We start from the raw sequence: 18,062 nt of genomic DNA on the forward strand, positions 1-18,062 counted from the left end.
AGCGGATGGAGAAGGCGGAGATGGCCGACGGTCTGAGCGGACGCGTGGACGTGTGCCGGGCGGGGGAGCCCCGCCCGGGGGCGGAAGTGGGCGCGGCGGGAGGCTCGGACGCCGGTGGGAGGGCCGGACCGGAGGTGGTCCGCGCGGACGCGCTGGCCTTCGGCTACCCCGGACGCACCGTGCTGCGCGGGGTGGACCTGACCATCCGCGCCGGTGAACTGGTCGCCCTGATCGGGCTGAACGGATGTGGCAAGAGCACCTTCCTCAAGCTCGCCGCCGGACTGCTCACCCCGAGCGGGGGGCGCGTCCTGCTGGAAGGGGACGACGTGGCGCGGCTGTCCCGCCGCACCGCTGCCCGGCGCGTCGCCCTGCTCCACCAATCAGCCCCCGCGGTGCCGGGGCTGACGGTGCGCCAGCTCGTACGTCAGGGCCGCTACGCCGCCCGCGGGCCGCTCGGGATGCTGCGGGAGGGCGATGACGAGGTGACGTCCCGGGCGCTCGCGGACGTCGGCGTCACCGCCTGGGCCGACCGCCCGGTGGACGCCCTGTCCGGCGGGGAACGCCAACGTGTGCGGCTGGCGATGGCGCTGGCGCAGGACGCTCCGCTGCTCTTCCTCGACGAGCCGACCACCTATCTCGACCTGCGGCACCAACTGGAGGTGCTGCAGACGGTCGTACGGTTGCGCGAGGAACGCCGGCTGACGGTGGTGATGGTGCTGCACGACCTCAACCACGCCGCCCGGTTCGCCGATCGCATCGTCGCTCTGCGCGAAGGACGCGTCGCCGCCGACGGCCCTCCCGCCGAGGTGGTCACGCGACAGCTGCTGGCCGAAGTCCTCGGCGTGGAGGGCCGGGTGGGGATCGACGGCGAGGGCGGTTGGCCCGTCTGTTACCCAGATCACCCTGTCGGCCTGTCCCAGCTATTGCGAAATGAAAATCGTATTCATTAGTGTCTGTGGTGCGGCACGGAACATCGCCGCGACCGACACCCATCCGATGTGAATGGAGGCTTCAACTCATGGAGCAGAACAAGGTGTTCAGCCCGATCGCCGACCAGGGCCAGCTCGCCCACCTCTCCGCCACCCACTCGAACGCCCTCGTCGAGAACCCCTTCGACGACGCCGTCGAGGCCGACACCGCGGCCGAGAAGTAGACCGAACCTGCCGCTGACGGCAGCTTCCCCGCACAGTGCGGGCGGGCCCGCCCGGTGAGATCCCGGGCGGGCCCGCCCCGTTCACCTCCCGGCATTCCCCTCTCCCGCCCCATCACCTGCTCCCGCTCTCGCCCCCCGTCCCGGAGGATTTCGTGACCCGCAGTCGACTGGCTCCCGGTACCGGGATCGTCACCGCCCCCGGTGCCGACCCCGTACTCCGCTCCCCGGACGGGGAGTTCCTCCGCATCGACACCGGTGGCGCCGACGGGGCCGCTCTGGTGCGCCGCCTCACGGGGGAAGGGAAGCCGACCGCCGGAGGCCCGGACGACGAGCGGCTGGCGCGACTCGTGGAGGCGTTCGAGGCCGCCGGATACGCGGGGACCTCCTCGCCCCGGCGCCCGCTCGACGGCCGCACCGTCCACGTCCTCGGGGACCCTGTGCTCGCCGGGGCGGTGGCCGGCTGCGCGGGCGCGGAAGGGGCCGAGGTCCACCCCGCCACCCGGGACGGCGTGGCGGAGCTCGCCCTGGGGGCCGCGGACCACCGCACCGAGGGCCGTACCGCCGTGGTGTGGTGCCTCGACTCACCCGTGCCGGAAGGGCTGTGGGACGCGGCGGACCGGCTGCCGGGGCGGCGCGTCGCCTGGTTGCGCTGTCACCGCGAGGGCGCCCATCTCTGGACCGAACCCCTCGCCGCGGCCCCCGGAGACGTCACCTCCCGCCACGTCCGGCTCCGTCGGCTCGCGGCCACCCCCGCCCACCGCGAACTCGCCGCGTACTGGGCCGGGCACCGCACCCCCGACACCGGTCCGCACCCCACGGGCGCCTCCGCCGCGCTGATCGCCGCTCTGCTCACCGCCGACCTGATCGCCTGGGCCGCGGCAGACGCGGAAGCGGGGCCGGGGGCGGAAACCGGTACGGACCCCGGATCCGGGGCCGGGGGCGGACCCGCGGCGCGGCGGCCCCTTCCGGCCCGCCGCCGGCTGCGCCGGATCGACCTGCGCGACCTCACCGTGACCGAGCACCCCGTGCTGCCCGTCCCGGACGTGGCGCCTCTGCCCGCCGCGGCCCGGGCGGGCGGGCGCCCCGGGGCCGGGACCGGGCAGGCCCCCTCATGAACATCCGTACCGTGCACGTCGTCGCGCCGGACGGCACCGCGCTCGCCACCGACGTATGCCTTCCGGACGGGGCCCGCCCCTGCCCCGCCGTCGTCATCAGGACCCCCTACGGGCGGGACGCCCACCGCGCCGAGCTGCGCGGCTGGGCTGCCCGCGGGTTCGCGGCCCTCGCCCAGGACGTGCGCGGCCGCCACGGTTCGCCGGGGGAGTGGCAGCCCTACGGGGAACACGAGGGGCCGGACGGAACGGCCTCCGTCGCCTGGGTGCGGTCCCAGCCGTGGAGCGACGGAAAGGTCGTCGCGGCCGGGGCCTCCTACGCCGCGTACTGCGCCCTCGTCACGGCGCTCACCGGGCCCGGCGACGGGCGGGGCGAAGGCGCCCGCCCGGGCGGGGCCCACGGCGACGGCGGCCCCGACGCCGTCATCGCCGCCGTCCCCGCCCTCGGACTCGTCGAGACGGCACGGGAACCCGGCGGCCCGGAACGGCTGTGGGCCCGGGCCGGCTGGTGGGCGGCCCACGGGGACCGGCACGACTCCGACCCGGACGCGCTGAACCGTGCCGTGGCGGACGACCCCGGCCTGCTCGAACACCTCCCGATCGCCCGCCTGCCGGAGCGGCTGGCCGGGCCGCTGGGGCGGGAACTGCCGTCGTGGCCACGCCTCTGGGCCGGACACGATCGAGGCCGACTGGTCGCGGCGGGCGCCACCGCGCGCCTCCCGCTGCTCGCCGTGGGCGGCACCCGTGACCCCTTCGCGGACGACACCGTGGCCCTGTGGCACGGTTGGGGCGGCCCGGCCCGTCTGCTGCTCGGCCCGTGGGGCCACCGCCTCACCGCCGACCCGGCCGCGCCGCCCCGCGCCCGCCTCAACCTCGGTGCGCTGTACGTACGGTGGGCCCGCGCCGCACTCGCCGGAGCGCTGGAGCCCACGCGGTACGGGGCCATCGCCCTGGGCGACAGCGGCCGTTGGCACCGCGCCCCCGGGACGGCGGTGGCTCCCGGCACCTCCTCGCCGGGAAGACCGGAGGCGGCGCGGAGCTGGACCTTCGGCTCGCCCACCGGTCTACAGCTGCTCCACGGAGCCGAGTTCACCGCCGATCCGGGCCGCCCCGTGCGCTCCGACGACCTGGCCGCCCCGCTCGGCGGCCGTCCCGACCGGTGTCTGTTCCTCTCGCCGCCCCTGCCCCGCCCGCTCGATCTGGCGGGGACCGCCGTCGCCCGCCTCGACGTCACGGCCGACACGCCCTCGGCGGACTGGGCAGTACGGCTGACCGCGCTCGACCCGTCCGGCCGCGCGGACCCCCTCGCCTTCGGCATCGTCCGCCGCGCCGACCCGCCCGGCCGGGCGGCGGACGTCACCGTGCCGCTCGGCACGCTGGGCCGTCGGCTGCCCGCCGGAACCCGGCTGCGGGCCGAAGTTGCCGGACACCACTTCCCCGCCCACGCCCGCAACCCGCACACCGGCGAGGACCCCGTCACCGCCACCCGGCTCGTCCCGTCCCGCCGCACCGTGAACCCCCGGGGCGGCGCCCTCCACCTGCCCGTCGTCGCCCGACGCCGCTACGTCGAGCCCGCACCGGAGATATGCCGTTGACCAGCACTCTGCCCATCGAAGCCCTCGTCGACCCCGTCGGCGGAATCATCCGGGGCGTCGCACCCGTCGAGCACCCCGCCGGGGCCCCGCCCCGCTACACCGCGATGACCGCCGACGTCGCCGACGCCCGCCGCCTCGGCGCCTGGCCCGCCGACCGCGTGTCGCTCGGCACGACGTTCGGCGACCCCGCGGGAGCCTGGACCGCCGCCGTGGCGGAAGCGGTGGAACGCTACTGCGGCAACCGCGTCCCGCCCCCCGGCCATCCCCAGGAGCCCCGGCGGGCCACCGCCGCCGAACTGGCCGCCGAAGGGCACCGCGTCTACGGGCCCGGGGCCCTGCCGACGTACGCCCCCTGGCAGTACGGCCGCCCCCGCTTCCCTTACACCGAACTCACCCCGGACACACCGGCGCTGTGGACCCGGGCCACCGAGAACGGACTGCCCTGCTGGGCCCCCGTCGCGCTGACCCACCTCAACTGGCGCCAGGGCGAGCTCCGTTCACTGCCCCGAACCCACCACCTCAACTACGCGGGCATCGCCACCGGACAGGGCCTCGACGACGCCGTCGAGCGCGGACTCCTCGAAATCGTCGAGCGCGACGCGCTGGAGCTGTGGTGGCACCTGGACGGACCCACCCGGGGCATCGATCCCGCCAGCGTTCCCGGCCTCACCGAGGAGCTGGCCGGCTGCGGTCTCGAGGTGCACATCGTGGAGATGCCCTCCGAGTTCGCACCCTGCTCGGCCGCGCTCGTCCACGACCCCGAACGCGGTATACACGCGGCCGGGTTCGCCTGCCGGTACGACCCCGCGGAGGCGGCGCGCAAGGCCGTCCTGGAGGCCGTGCACACCTGGGTCTTCACCCAGGGGGCGGTGGACGCCGACGGATGGGTCTACCGGGCGATCGACGCCGGCATGCTCGCCCGCGGCCTCTACCTGGACCACCGGCCGGACCGGCGCTACCTCGACGACTGCGGGGCCGGGTTCGCCGCCGTCCGCGACCTGGGCGCCCACGTCCAGGTCTGGCTGGACGACCGGATGGCCCCGCTCGCCCGCCGCTTCACCGAACCCGCCCTCGGGACCGGTCCGGTCACCGCGATCGAGCCCGGCAGCCGGGCCGCCCTGGACGCGGCGCTCGCCGCCGGGGGGCACCGGGTGATCACGGCGGACCTCACCACGGAGGACGTCGCCGAGACCCCGCTGCGCGTCGCCCGTGTCCTCGTCTCCGGCCTCATCCCCAACGCCCCCGCCGCCTTCGGCTACTTCGGCTGCCCCCGCTTCGCGGACGCGGCGCTCGGCCGGGGGTGGCGCGTACGACCGCCCACCGCCCCGCAGGACTTCACCCTCGCCCCGCCGCCGCACATGTGAAGGAGCGTGCCGCCGTGCCCCGGACCCCGGACCGAACCACCGCACCCGCACGCGAGGTGTGCGCGGAGCCGTCGGACGCCTGCGCCGCCCCGACGCCGGCCGAACCGCCTGCGCCCCCCGCCGCCGCACGGGACCTCCTGCGCCGGGCGCTCGCCGACGCCAGGTCGCCCCGCGTCCCGGACCTCTCCCCGTACGTCCCGGAGCGCCCGTTCCCGTGGAGCGGCCCCGGACTGCCGTGGGGCCAGGGCGACCGGCCGCGGTCCGAGGCGGGGGACGCGTCCGGGGCCGGGGCCGGGCCGACCGCGCCCGATCCCCGTACCGGCGCCGCCCCCGGCTCCGATGGCACGATCGACCTCGCCCGGTGGCTGCGGCTCTCCCTCGCCGCGCCCCCCGGAACGTCCGGCAGGAGGCGCCCCGTGCCCTCGGCGGGCGCCCTCCACCCGGTCCGCGCCCATCTCCTCATCGGACCGGGGTGCTCCCTGCCGCCCGGGCGCTACGCGTACGACCCGCGGGCCCACCGGGCCCATCCGCGCGGCCCCGCCCCTGACGGCGTGCCCCCCGGCGCCCTCCTCGTCCTCACCGTGACCCTCTCCCGCACGGTCGCCCACTACGGTCACCGCGCCTGGCCGCTGCTGCTGCTCGACGCCGGCCATGCCGCCGCCGCGCTCGCGCTGGCCGCGCCCCCGGCCGCCGACGTCCTGGTCTCCCTCGACGCCGACGGCGCCCTGCTGGCCGCCGCCGCGGGTCTGCCCGGCGCACCGGACTGGCCGGACGCCTGGCCCGGCACCGAACCCGGACTTCCGCTCGCCGCCGTACGGTTGACGCCCCCGGGAGCCTCCGCAGCCGCCCCCGAACCGCTGAGCGCCTGGGCCGCCCTGCCCCTGGCCGCGTCCCCGACGGCCCCGGGCCCCGGCGCCGCGACCGCGCCGCCCCGTGAACTCATCACCGCGCAAAGGCTGTTGCATCAGCTCGCGGAAGCCCCCGGTCAGCCCGAGGGCACGTGGCGCCCGGTCCGGCACCCGGCGGGAGTGACCGACGGCGCTTTGGAGACACGCCGCAGCGCCCCGCCCGACGATCTGCGTCGCCCGCCCGGGAGGGATCTGCTCGCCCGCATCCTGGCCACCGCCCGGACCACGGGTCCGGCCGGGCCCGACTGGACCCTGGCGGCCGGCGGGGACGCCCCCGCCCTCTACGCGGCGGCCCCGGACGAGCCGGGTCTCCACGTCCGCGCCTGCGGCGACGCGCGGCCCGCCCTCGCCCGCTGGGCCGCGCACCAACCGTGGATCGGCGCGGCGGGCGCGGTCCTCCTGGCCCACGGCTGCCCCGGGGACGCCCCGCCCGCCGAGGTCCGCCGCACCCATCTGGCCGCCGGTCACGCGGTCGGCGCGGCCCAGGCCCACGCCACCGCCCTGGGGTTGCGCTCCCGCCCCATCGGTTCCTGGCAACAGGCCGACCTGGGCGCGGCTCTGGGCGACACGCCCGGACGCGACTGGATCGTGCACGGCCTGGCCCTCGGCGCGCCCCCGGCGGCGGCCCCGCCTCCCTCCGCCTCCCGGACCACGGCCCCTCTCACGGCGGCCGGCCGGCTCACGGGACCGGCCCCCGCGACCACCTCCGCCACCCCCCACCCCACCCGGCGAGGAAGAACGCCCATGATGCTCCACCCCGAACTCCTCCGCGCCGCGAACACCGTGCGCCGCCCCCTCGCCCTCGCCACCGCCCTGCTCGCGGCGGTCACCCTCACCCACCTCGCCCAGGCCGTCCTGCTCGCCCTCGTGCTCTCCCGGATCGCCCGGGGGGAGACGGCGGCGCTCGCCCCGCTGCTCACGGCCGTCCTCGCCGTGGTCCTGGCCCGTGCCGTCCTCGGCCGCTTCCAGCGGCTGACCGCCGTCACGGCAGGGGCCGCCGTGCGGGTGCGGCTCCGCGACACCCTGCTGCTGCGGCTCGGCGCACTCGGCCCCACCGCCGTCACCGGCGCGCGGGCCGGAGCCGTACGGGCCACGCTGGTGGACGGTGTCGAGGGCGTGGACGCCTACATCTCGCGCTACCTGCCCCAGGCGCTTCTCACCTGCGCCGTCCCGCCGCTGCTGCTCGTCGCCGTCGCCCTCGTGGAACCGTACGCGGCGCTCGCCCTCGGACTCGCCCTGCTGCTCGCCCTGTTCGGGCCGCGCTGGTGGGACCGGCTGCTCGCCCGGCGCGGGAAGGAGCACTGGGACACCTACGAAGCCCTCGCCGCCGACTACCTGGAAGCCCTCCAGGGGATGCCTACCCTGCGCGCGGGCGGCGCGGTGGGGCGCGTGCGGGAACGGCTGGAGCGGCGGTCGGCCGCCCTGCACCGGAGCACCGTCGCCAAACTGCGGGTCTCCCTCGTCGACACCGGCCTCACCGATCTGGCCGTCCAGGGCGGTACGGCCGCCGCCGTCCTCGTGGCCTGCTCGTCGGCGGCCACCGGCCGCACCGCCGCCACCGGCACCTACCTCCTGCTCCTCCTCGCCTCCGAGTGCTTCCGGCCCGTCCGCGACCTCTCGCGCGAGTGGCACGCCGGCTACCTCGGGGTCTCCGCGGCCGACGGGATCGCCGCCCTGCGCACCGCCGAACCCGCCGTGCCGGACCGGGGCGACAAGACCGCGGCCTGGGCCGGACCACCCGAAATCCGCTTCGAGGACGTGCGCTTCACCCATCCGGGGAGCGGTCGGCCCGCCCTCGACGGCGTCAGCTTCACCGCCGCCCCCGGGCGCACCACCGCCGTCGTCGGCCCTTCAGGAGCCGGGAAGTCGACCCTGCTGAGCCTGCTGCTACGGCAACGCGACCCGGACGGCGGCCGTCTCACCGTCGCCGGGACCGACGCCGCCGCGTACTCGCTCGCCTCGCTGCGCCGGGGCATCGCCGTGGTCTCGCAGGAGACCTACCTCTTCCACGCCACCATCGCGGAGAACCTGCGCATCGCCCGCCCGGCCGCCACCGACGAGCACCTGTGCGCCGCCGCCCGGGCCGCAGGGATCCACGAGGAGATCGCCCGGCTCCCGGACGGTTACGCCACACTCGTCGGCGAACGCGGCGCCACGCTCTCCGGCGGCCAGCGCCAACGGCTCGCCCTCGCCCGGGCGTTGCTGGCCGACGCCCCCGTCCTGATCCTGGACGAGGCCACCAGCGCCGTCGACGAGCGCGGCCAGGCGCGCATCGTGCGCGAACTGTCGGCGGCCGGCCGGGGCCGCACCTGCATCGTCGTCGCCCACCGGCTCGACGCCGTACGCCACGCCGACCACATCGTCGTCCTCGACGCCGGCCGCGTCGCCGCGGCGGGCGACCACGCGACCCTGCTCGCGGGCGGCGGCGTGTACGCCTCGCTCGTCGCGGCCGGACGCACCGCACAGGAAGAGCGCGCCGCATGACCACGCCCCCGGCCCCCGGCCCCGCCCCCGCCCCGCCCGGACCCCGACCCACCGCCGCCCCGGCCGGCCCAGGCCGCCCGCCCGGACCCCGGCCCGCCGCCCCGGCCCCCGCCGTCCCGAGCGGCGCCCTCCGCTCGCTCCTCCCGGTCCTCGGCGCGCACCGCGCCACCGTGCTGCGCACCTGTCTGGCCGCCCTCGTCGACCAGGCGGCCCTGGTGGCCCTCGTCACCCTCGCCGCGCACACGGTCGGCGCCGCTGTCACCGCCCACCGCCCGCCCGCCCCGGGGACCGTCGCCGTTCTGGTCGGGCTCGTCCTGCTCCGGGCCCTCGCCACCTGGCGCGAGATGGACCTCTCGCACGACCTCGCCTACCGGGTGCTGGCCGAACTGCGCGTCCGGGTCTTCGACGGGCTGGCCCGCAGCGCCCCCGCCCGGATCGCGGGACGGCGCAGTGGCGACCTGGCGGCCACCGCGCTCGGGGACGTCGAGGCCCTGGAGTTCTTCTACGCCCATGCCATCGCCCAACTCCTGGCATCCAGCGTGGTGTTCGCCGTCTCCGCCACCGTGCTGGCGACGCTCGGGCCGTGGCTGCTGCTCGCCGTCCTGCCCGCCGCGCTGCTCCTCGCCTGGTCGCCGCTGGTCGAGGCGCGCGGGCGGGCCGAGCGCGGGGCCCGGACCCGGGCGGCGCTCGCCGAGGTGTCGGCCGAGACCGTGGAGAGCGTCGACGGCCTGCGCGAACTCCTGATGACCGGGGCGCTGAACCGCACGCGGGCCCGGCTGCGCTCCGCCGGGCGCCGGCTCGCCCGCGCCCAGCGGGCCGAACAGTCCTGGGAGGCCGGGGCGGGCGCGGTCCGCGATCTGCTGGTCGTCGCCGCCGTCATCGGGGTCGTGGCGGCCGCGGCGCACGCCGCGTCCGCCGGGAGGCTGGACGGGGCGTGGGCCCCCGCCGCCATGGCCCTCGCCCTGGGCGCCCTGGCCCCGGTGGCGGAATCGGCTGCCGCGCTCGGCCGGGCGGGCGGTCTGCGCGCCGCCGCCGCCCGGGTCGGCGCCGCCGTGCACGCCCCGGCCCCGGCGCCCGCGCCCGCCGCCCCGCGCCCCCTGCCGGCGGGCCCGCTCGGGCTGCGGCTGCGCGGCGTACGGTTCGACTACGGGGGAGAGGCCGTGCTCGACGGCGTCGACCTGACCGTCCGGCCCGGTGAGACCGTCGCCCTCGTCGGCGCGTCCGGTACGGGCAAGTCGACCTGCGCCCACCTCCTGGCGCGGTACTGGGATCCGGCCGAGGGAGCCGTGGAACTGCTGCCACCGGGCCCGGCCCGCCCCGTGGACCTGCGGGACCTCGCCGAGGACGACCTGCGCGCCGCCGTCTCCGTGGTGGGCCAGGAGGCCCCCCTCTTCCACGGCACCCTCGCCGAGAACCTTCGGCTGGGCGCTCCCGACGCCACGCCGGACGAGCTGGGCGAAGTGGCCCGCCTCTGCGGGGTCTCCGCCATCGCCGACGCCCTGCCCCACGGGCTGGACACGGCCGTGGGGGAGCGCGGTGCGACCCTGTCCGGCGGCCAGCGGGCCCGGGTGGCCCTGGCCCGGGGGCTGCTGAGCGGCCCGCGCGTCCTCGTGCTGGACGAGACGACGGCCCACCTGGACCCCCGGGGCGACGCGGAACTGGCCGAAGCGCTCGCAGCCCACCGCGCCGGCCGGGCCACCTTGCTGATCGCCCACCGCCCGGCCACCGTCCGCAGGGCCGACCGGATCGCCGTCCTGGAGGGCGGGCGGATCGTCGAGGAGGGCGGCTGGGACGAACTGATCGCAGCGGGCGGGCCGCTGGCCCGCCTCTTCGCGCGGGAGGAGGCGGGCGCCGCCCCATGACGGCCCCGGTCCTGGGTCCGGGGGGCGGGGGCCGTCCCGCGACGCCCCTTCACCCGAGGGGCGGGCGCCGTGGGGCGACGGCCCCCGCCCCGCCCGCGAGGGAAAAGGAGTCCGTCCCGCGCGGACCCGCCGCCCCCCCGTCCGCCGCCGGGCATCGCGTCGTGTTCCGCGCTCAGGGCAGCGGCTGCTCCGCCCAGATGATCTTGCCCCGGTCGGTGTACCGGGTTCCCCACCGATGGGCGAGCTGCGCGACGAGGAACAGCCCCCGCCCGCCCTCGTCCGTGGTCCTCGCGTGCCGCAGCCGCGGCGAGGTGTTGCTGGCGTCGGACACCTCGCAGGTCAGCGCCGACTGGTACAGCAGCCGCAGCCGCACCGGCCCCGAGGCGTACCGGATCGCGTTGGTCACCAGCTCGCTGACGATCAGCTCCGTCGTCATCGACAGCTCCGCGAGCCCCCACGCCTCCAACTGGCGGGCCGCCTTCGCCCGGATCTCCCCGACCGCCGCGGGGTCCACCGCCACGTCCCACGAGGCCAGGTGGTCGGGGGTGAGCACATGCGTCCGGGCGAGGAGCAGGGCGATGTCGTCCGGCTGCGGTACGGGCAGCAACTCCTTGACCACCGCCGGGCACAGGTCCTCCAGCGGCAGCCCGTCCCGGGACACCGCCCGGGCCAGCCGCTCCATGCCGTTCTCCACGTCCTTGTCGGCCCCCGAGACGAGTCCGTCGGTGTAGAGGCCGAGGAGGCTTCCCTCGGGCAGCGCGAGCTCCAGTGATTCGAAGGGCAGCCCGCCCAGCCCGAGCGGCGGCCCGGCCGGCAGGTCCGGGAAACTGACCGCCCCGCCCGGGGTGACGACGACCGGCGGCGGATGACCGGCCCGCGCCATCGTGCAGCGGCCGTTCGCCGGGTCGTAGACCGCGTACAGGCAGGTGGCGCCCACCACCGTCGTACCGGTCCGGTCCACCGGCTCCTCCTCGCTGAGCCGCAGGACCAGGTCGTCCAGACGGGCCAGCAGCTCGTCCGGGGGGAGGTCCATGTCGGCCAGGGTCTGGACGGCGGTACGCAGCCGGCCCATGGTCGCCGCGGCTCCGATGCCGTGCCCCACCACATCGCCGATGACCAGGCCGACCCGGCCCCCCGACAAGGGGATCACGTCGAACCAGTCGCCGCCGACGCCGTCCTTCGCGTCGGCCGGGAGATACGACGACGCCACGTCCAGCGCCGTGCCGCCGCGCAACGTGTGCGGCAGCAGACTCCGCTGGAGCACCACCGCCGCGGTGTGCTCCCGCGTGTAGCGGCGGGCGTTGTCCACGCAGACCGCGGCCCGCGCCACCAGCTCCCGGGCCGGCGCCACGTCGTCCTCGTCGAACGGCACCGGATTCCGCGAGCGCATGAAGGTGGTCAGCCCCAGCACGGTGTCCCGCGCCCGCATCGGTACGGAGATCAACGAGTGCAGCCCGAACTCCCGGAGCCGGGCGGCCCGCTCCGGATGCTCCACCGTCCACCCGTGGCTGTCCGGATCGAGCACCGGCAGCAGCACCGGGTCGCCGTACAGCAGGAAGTGCGCGTCGTGCGGCGGCGGCACGAAGTCGACCGGCTCCCCGATCCGGACGACCGCCTCCGGGCACCCCTCCCGCACCGAGCACATGCCCGCCCGGCGCATGGCCGGCCGCTCGCCCCCGGCCGGCGGGGCCGTCCCGCGCCGCTCACCGCCGAACGGGGTCTCCAGCAGATCGACGAAGACGAAGTCCGCGAACCGGGGCACGGCGAAGTCGGCCAACTCCTGCGCCGTACGCTGCACGTCCAAGGTGGAGCCGATACTGGCCCCGGCCTCGTTCACCAGCGCGAGCAGCCGGCGGGCGTTCCACCGGTCGGTGACGTCGAGGACCATGTACCCGATACCGATCCGCCGGTCCCGGGCGTCCGTCAGGGGGAAGAACGAGGTGGTGTACGCCCGTCGGCGGTGCGGATCGGACCAGCTCCAGCCCACGTACTCGTAGTCCGCGACCGCCCGGCCGGTCGACAGGACCTGCCGCATCAGCCGTTCGAGCGGTGCCGCGAGCGCGCCGGGCAGCACCTCGCCCGGTCTGCGCCCCAGCCGCTGGTCCCGGGGCACGCCTCCGAACCGCTCCAGGGAGTCGTTGAGCCAGAGGTAGCGCAGGTCGGGGTCGAGGACCGCCATCCCGACCGGTGACCGGCTCAGGAAGTCGTCCAGGACGGGCCCGCTCATCGTCCAGTGCGGGGTGAGTTCCCGCCCGGAGACCAGGAAGACCTCCCGCCCGTCGATCGTGAACGAGGAGGTGACCCGTACGTCGACGTCCAGCGACCGGCCGTCCCGGGCCCGCAGGGGGAGCAGCCCGCTCCACCCCGCCCCCGCCCGGCAGTGGGCGGCCACCGCGGCCGTCCGCCGGGGGTCCGGCGGACCGGCCAGCAGGCGGGCGGCGGACCGGCCGACGGCCTCGGCCGCCGGGTACCCGAGGAGGGCCTCGGCCCCGCGGGTCCAGCCCGTGATCGTGCCGTCCCCGGCGACCACCGCCGCCGCCTCGTCGGCCGTTCGCACCGGCCCGCGCCCGCCCCCGGAGGGCAGCGGGCCGGGCTCCGCCGGGGAGCCCTCATCGGCGGATGCCATTGCACCTCACCACCCTCTGTAGGTTTCCATGGTCGCGCGTCGCCCCGGACCGCGCCCGGTGCGCCGGTCCCGGGCCCGCCGGGCGCCGTTCCCCGTCCGGCACCGTGCCGGAGCGGGCCGCACCCCCGTGGGCGGGACGGCGACCGGCCGCTCGCCCCCGGACCCGTGCGGGCGGACGGCTCCGGCCCCGACGGGAGGACCGGAGCCGTTTCCGTGCCCGGGTCAGCGGCGGAAGCAGATCTCGCGCTCCCGCAGCCGCGGACCCAGCCAGTGGGCGAACGGCACGGTGACGCACCACCCGCGCGAGGGCGGCGCCTCGTTGCCCGGAGCCGGGGACGCGGGCGCCACGGGAGGGGACGGCCGCACGGACGGGGTGGCCGCGGGGGAGGGGGACGGGGCGGGCTCCGGGGGCGCGGGGCTCGGGTCCGGCGTGACCGTGGGCGTCGGGTCGGGGGTGGGTCCGGAGGGCGCGGCCATCGAGGTCATCATCGTCCGGAACACCTCGGAGGACCGCGGATTGCTCGTGCACTGCCAGACGCCGTGCGGACAGTAATCCGTGACCGTCTGGTACAGGGGGTCGTGCCGGTCGATCCACTCCAGCATCCGCCGCATGTACGCGGGGTTGTCGCCGTTGCGGAAGAGGCCCCACTCCGGGAAGGAGATGGGCTTGCCGTGCTCCGCGGCGAAGTCGACGTGCTTCTGGAGTCCGTACGGGTCGGCGACCTGGTCGTCGAAGGTCTCGCCGGGCGGCTGGTCGTAGGAGTCCATCCCGACGATGTCGACCACGTCGTCACCCGGGTAGCACTCGGTCCACGGCACCGCGTCCCGGCCCCGGCTCGGCGTGAAGTCGAAGCGGAACTCCTGGCCGGGGACCGCGCGCATCGCCGTGACGATCCGCTCCCAGTACGCCTTCCAGGACGCGGGGTCGGGACCGCACCGGTGCGTGTAGGTGGTGCCGTTCATCTCCCAGCCGAGCACGATCACGGTGTCCGGCACGCCCAGCCCCACCAGGCGCTCCGCGAGCCGGGTGAAGTGCTCGTCGTACTCGCCGGCCGCGCCCGCCCGGAGCAGGGTGCGGACCTCCTCGTCCGGGAGCCGCTCCTCGTTCCGCTCCAGCATCGGTACGTTCAGGACGAACATCCGGTCCTCGTCCGCCCGCCTCCACTCCGCCCAGGCGTCGAGGAACCGGGGGGCGCCCTCGATGTTCACCCACAGGTCGCCCGGCAGGTACGTGTGCCCCACCCGCAGCTCCGCCCCGCCGAGCCAGCGCGACAGGTCGGCCATCCGGCCGACCCCCTCGGGCCCGTAGTCCAGATACGCCCCGTGCGCCGTGGCGCCCGCCGTCCGCGCCGGTCCGGGGGCGGCTCCGTCGACGGAGTCCGGGCCCGACGTCGGACGGCCCGCGATGCCGCCGCCCGCCAGGAGGCTGAGAGCGAGCGCCGCGGCACACGAGACGATGAGACGGCGCTTGGCCGGCATTGCTCCTCCTGGCTGCGATGAATTCCGGTCGATTCGTCCGGTGGGAAGAGAGTTTCATCATTGTGCACGGCCGGCACGCGGAGGAGTCCATTTATCCTGTCCGGCGTTGCGGACCTGTCGTCCGACCTGTCGTTCAGGTGAATGCGCGGCCGAAGGTGAACGGGAGTGAACCGACCCGGTTGTCGAAATTCGAATCGACGAGTTCCAGCTCTCCGGTGCTTCGGACGACCGGACGTCGTTCGATCAGTTCCCGCAGGAGAGTCGTCATTTCGAGCCGGGCCAGATGCGCCCCCAGACAGTGGTGGGGCCCTCCGCCGCCGTATCCGAGGTGGGGATTGGGCGACCGGGTGATGTCGAAGCGATCCGGATGGGTGAAAACCGTTTCATCGCGGTTGGCGGACGCATAGATGAGCGCGACTTTCTCTCCCGGGAGGAAAGTGCGGCCGCCCAGTGAGTATTCCGTGGTGACGGTCCTGCGGAACTGGATGATCGGCGTCGAATGCCGCACGATCTCCTCCACCGCCCCGCCGATGTACCGGTCGAAGTCGGATCGCAGCAGCTCCCGCTGGGCCGGATGGCGGTCCAGCAGGAACACCCCGTGCGCGATGGCGTTGCGGGTGGTCTCCACCCCGGCCACCAGCAGCAGCGAGAAGAACGCCCCCAACTGCCGCCCCGACAGCGCCTCGCCGTCGACGTCCGCACACACGAGCGCCGAGACGAGGTCGTCCGCGGGACGGCGCCGACGCTCCCGGGCGAGCCGCCCCATGACGTACTGCATCCGGGCGAGGGAGGCCAGCCCCCGGCCGGGGAGCCGCAGCCGGCCCCGGCCCCGGCGCTCCACGCCGACCTGCTCCGACGCCTGGTCGATCTGTTCCGCGATCCGCGCCCGGAACGCCCGGGGGACGCCCATCAGGTCGCAGATCACCTCCAGCGGCAGCCGCGCGGCCGCCGACGCCATGAAGTCCCGGGGCCGTTCGGCGATCAACTCGTCCACCAGCCGCCCGGCCAGCCTGCCGACGTTCTCCTCGACGCCCGCCAGCAGCCGGGGCGTGAACCGCCGGGAGACGATCCGGCGCAGTGCGGCGTGCTCGGGCCCGTCCATGTTCACCATCGAGTTCCCGAACAACGCCTTCGCCCAGCCGGCCGGCTCCGGGGTGGTGACCCCCGGCGCGCTCGCGAACACCCGGGGCGCACGGCTCGCGGCCCGTACGTCGGCGTGGCGCAGCAAGGCGTAGAACGGTCTGCCGGCGGTGCGGGCGGCGCCCGGCCGGGGGGTGAACAGCAGGGGCGCGTCCGCCTCCCGCAGCAGGGCGAAGGCCCGCAGCCTCTCGGGGCGCGGCAGCCGCCAGAACGCCGGGTCGGCCAGATCGACGTCCGCCGCACGCGGCGGACGGTCTGAGGACAGCTGGTACGGGACGGTCACGCCCATCACCTCCACGGTTCGCCCGACCATGGTCCGGGCGCCGGGAAGCGAGGGGGCCCGCGACGCGGCCCACCGCCGCCGATGGCCCCGCACCCTCACGCGTTTGCCGGAACGCGAGCTCCGCGCATGCACCGTACGCCGCACCCACGAGAACTGTTTCGCCACCGCCTCGTTGTCAACATCGCCATCAGAAGCACCTCGGACGAGTTAACGAGAGGCAGGCAGCCAACCCATGAGCCCCACCCCCGCGAAACCGGGCGGCGCCCCCGTCCCCTCCCGCAGGATCGTCCTGCGCGGAGCCTTCACGGCCGCCGTCGCCACGGGCACCGCCGGAGCCCTGCTCCCGCTGCTCGACCGCGAGCGGACCGCCGGGGCCCGCCCCGCACCGGGCCCCGGGAGGGCCGGATCCGGTTCCCCGGCGGAACAGTTCGCCGAGATGTACCGGGGACGGGAGATCCGGGCGACGGCGACCTCGGCCGTCCCCGCCGGAGCCACGGACGACGCCCGCCCGGCGATCGCCGCCGAACCGGTCACCGAGATCCGCATCGACGGCAGACCGCTGCACGTCATGAGGCGGGCGGACGGCACCTACCTGAGCGACGTCCGGCACTACGAGTCCTACCCGACGCTGCTGGAGACGGCCCGCGCCGCCGTCGACGAACTCGGCGACGCCCGACTCGCGCCCCCCGCCGCACACCACATGTGAACGAGGAGGACCCGCACCGGTGTACACCCGCAAGAACCAGCGCGACCTGACGCGCGCCGAGAAGCGCCGCCTCGTCGACGCGATCCTGAAACTGAAACGCTCGGGCCGCTACGACGACTTCGTCGCCATGCACCGGGAGTACTACGTCATGGACACCGAACGCCGGCCGCGCCCCGCGCACATGACACCCTCCTTCTTCCCCTGGCACCGCCAGTACCTGCTGGAGTTCGAGAAGGCGCTCCAGCGCATCGACGCGGGCGTCAGCGTCCCCTACTGGGACTGGACGCGCGACAACAGCCCGGCCTCGTCCCTCTGGGCGGAGGACTTCCTCGGCGGCAACGGCCGGCCCGGCGACCGCCGGGTCACCACCGGGCCCTTCGCCTACGCGGCCGGGAACTGGAGCGTCGGCCGGGGCGTCACCGACCAGCACTACCTCACCCGCAACTTCGGCCGCCCCGGCCGCGACCCGGTCTCCCTCCCCACCAAGGACGACCTGGCGCGGGCGCTCAAGGACCCGGTCTACGACACCGAACCCTGGAACAGCGTCTGCACCCGGGGCTTCCGCAACCGCGTCGAGGGGTGGGGCATCCGGGGCGTGCGCACGGTGGGCCTCCACAACCGGGTCCACCAGTGGGTCGGCGGCCCCATGGCGGGCGCGGCCTCCCCGGAGGACCCGGTGTTCTGGCTGCACCACTCCTTCATCGACCTGATCTGGGACCGCTGGCGCTCGGCCCACCCGAAGTCCGCCTACGTGCCGGGCCGCAAGCCCGCCGACCCCGGACCCGAGCGCGACCACGTGTTCGGCCTCGACGAGGCGATGCCGCCCTGGGGCGTGACCCCCCGGAAGCTCCTCGACCACGGAAAGGTCTACCGCTACGCCTGAACCCGCACGAGGAAGCGGCCGGCCCCCTCCGCGAGGAGGAGACCGGCCGCTCGGGTCCTACGGGTGATCAGCGACCGTAGCCGTAGTCGCCGCCGTGGCCGTTGTCGTGGCCGTCGGCGTTGACGCAGGTGTTGCCGAAGGCGGGGTTCAGCACGCCGATCACGTTGATCGTGTTGCCGCAGAGGTTCACCGGCACGTGCACCGGGATCTGGAGGACGTTGCCCGAGGCGACACCGGGGGAACCGGCGGCGAGGCCCTGCGCACCGGCGTCCGCGGACGCCATGCCGGCGCCGCCGGCGATCAGGGCGCCGGTGCCGGCCATCACAGCGGCGACCTTCGTCATACGAGACATGGAGAACTCCTTGTAAAGAAGGGGGGTTGCGCCGCGGGCACGAAGCCCGCACCCCCTGACAACGCGAAAGACGCCGGTCGGTAACGGATCAACAGCCAGGAGTACCCTTCGACAC

At 76.0% G+C, this 18,062-nt stretch carries 13 protein-coding genes; 9 read left to right on the top strand and 4 right to left on the bottom strand.

Translation table 11 applies throughout. The features are described from left to right. The first annotated feature begins 20 nt into the window (after positions 1-20). The 7 genes from ACH4K1_RS18460 to ACH4K1_RS18490 all read left to right on the top strand — a co-directional run bounded on the left by ACH4K1_RS18460 (position 21) and on the right by ACH4K1_RS18490 (position 10,478). The gene (locus tag ACH4K1_RS18460; RefSeq protein WP_398090494.1) at positions 21-950 is read left to right on the top strand and encodes an ABC transporter ATP-binding protein; all 930 of its coding nucleotides are present in this window, start codon (positions 21-23) and stop codon (positions 948-950) included. A 68-nt stretch (positions 951-1,018) separates the two neighbouring features. Then, entirely contained in the window at positions 1,019-1,153 is a 135-nt protein-coding gene (gene amiA / locus ACH4K1_RS18465) for a streptamidine family RiPP (protein WP_006129278.1), read from the top strand. A gap of 152 nt (positions 1,154-1,305) precedes the next feature. Beyond that, positions 1,306-2,268, top strand: a complete 963-nt coding sequence (locus ACH4K1_RS18470; protein ID WP_398090349.1) for a hypothetical protein — start codon at positions 1,306-1,308, stop codon at positions 2,266-2,268. After that, positions 2,265-3,860 carry a CocE/NonD family hydrolase gene (locus tag ACH4K1_RS18475; RefSeq protein ID WP_398090350.1) on the top strand — a complete coding sequence of 532 codons (1,596 nt, stop codon included), beginning with the start codon at positions 2,265-2,267 and terminating at the stop codon, positions 3,858-3,860. The genes ACH4K1_RS18470 and ACH4K1_RS18475 overlap by 4 nt, the downstream gene beginning before the upstream one ends. Next, complete coding sequence (locus ACH4K1_RS18480) at positions 3,857-5,224, top strand: YcaO-like family protein (protein WP_398090351.1); 1,368 nt, start codon at positions 3,857-3,859, stop codon at positions 5,222-5,224. Before ACH4K1_RS18475 ends, ACH4K1_RS18480 begins: the two co-directional genes overlap by 4 nt. 1,652 nt (positions 5,225-6,876) lie before the next feature. Beyond that, positions 6,877-8,616: an ABC transporter ATP-binding protein/permease gene (locus ACH4K1_RS18485; protein ID WP_398090495.1), complete on the top strand. Its 1,740-nt coding sequence runs from the start codon at positions 6,877-6,879 to the stop codon at positions 8,614-8,616. Then, on the top strand, positions 8,613-10,478 hold the full coding sequence (locus ACH4K1_RS18490) for an ABC transporter ATP-binding protein (protein ID WP_398090352.1): 1,866 nt from the start codon (positions 8,613-8,615) through the stop codon (positions 10,476-10,478). Before ACH4K1_RS18485 ends, ACH4K1_RS18490 begins: the two co-directional genes overlap by 4 nt. Before the next feature lie 172 nt (positions 10,479-10,650). Here ACH4K1_RS18490 and ACH4K1_RS18495 read toward each other — a convergent pair whose 3' ends face one another. The 3 genes from ACH4K1_RS18495 to ACH4K1_RS18505 form a co-directional block, all read right to left on the bottom strand. Continuing rightward, positions 10,651-13,104: a SpoIIE family protein phosphatase gene (locus ACH4K1_RS18495; protein ID WP_398090353.1), complete on the bottom strand. Its 2,454-nt coding sequence runs from the start codon at positions 13,102-13,104 to the stop codon at positions 10,651-10,653. A 222-nt stretch (positions 13,105-13,326) separates the two neighbouring features. Continuing rightward, positions 13,327-14,583: a glycoside hydrolase family 26 protein gene (locus ACH4K1_RS18500; protein ID WP_398090354.1), complete on the bottom strand. Its 1,257-nt coding sequence runs from the start codon at positions 14,581-14,583 to the stop codon at positions 13,327-13,329. 133 nt (positions 14,584-14,716) lie between these two features. Then, positions 14,717-16,006: a cytochrome P450 gene (locus ACH4K1_RS18505; protein WP_398090496.1), complete on the bottom strand. Its 1,290-nt coding sequence runs from the start codon at positions 16,004-16,006 to the stop codon at positions 14,717-14,719. Positions 16,007-16,238: 232 nt separating this feature from the next. Here ACH4K1_RS18505 and ACH4K1_RS18510 point away from each other — a divergent pair, with 232 nt between their 5' ends. Beyond that, the gene (locus ACH4K1_RS18510; protein WP_398090355.1) at positions 16,239-16,712 is read left to right on the top strand and encodes a tyrosinase family oxidase copper chaperone; all 474 of its coding nucleotides are present in this window, start codon (positions 16,239-16,241) and stop codon (positions 16,710-16,712) included. Positions 16,713-16,731: 19 nt separating this feature from the next. After that, the gene (locus ACH4K1_RS18515) at positions 16,732-17,595 is read left to right on the top strand and encodes a tyrosinase family protein (RefSeq protein WP_398090356.1); all 864 of its coding nucleotides are present in this window, start codon (positions 16,732-16,734) and stop codon (positions 17,593-17,595) included. A 67-nt stretch (positions 17,596-17,662) separates the two neighbouring features. Here ACH4K1_RS18515 and ACH4K1_RS18520 read toward each other — a convergent pair whose 3' ends face one another. Further along, the gene (locus ACH4K1_RS18520) at positions 17,663-17,947 is read right to left on the bottom strand and encodes a chaplin (protein WP_398090357.1); all 285 of its coding nucleotides are present in this window, start codon (positions 17,945-17,947) and stop codon (positions 17,663-17,665) included. Between the last annotated feature and the right edge of the window lie 115 nt (positions 17,948-18,062).

It is taken from the genome of Streptomyces sp. NPDC017448, assembly GCF_044330565.1.
Classification (GTDB): Bacteria; Actinomycetota; Actinomycetes; order Streptomycetales; family Streptomycetaceae; genus Streptomyces.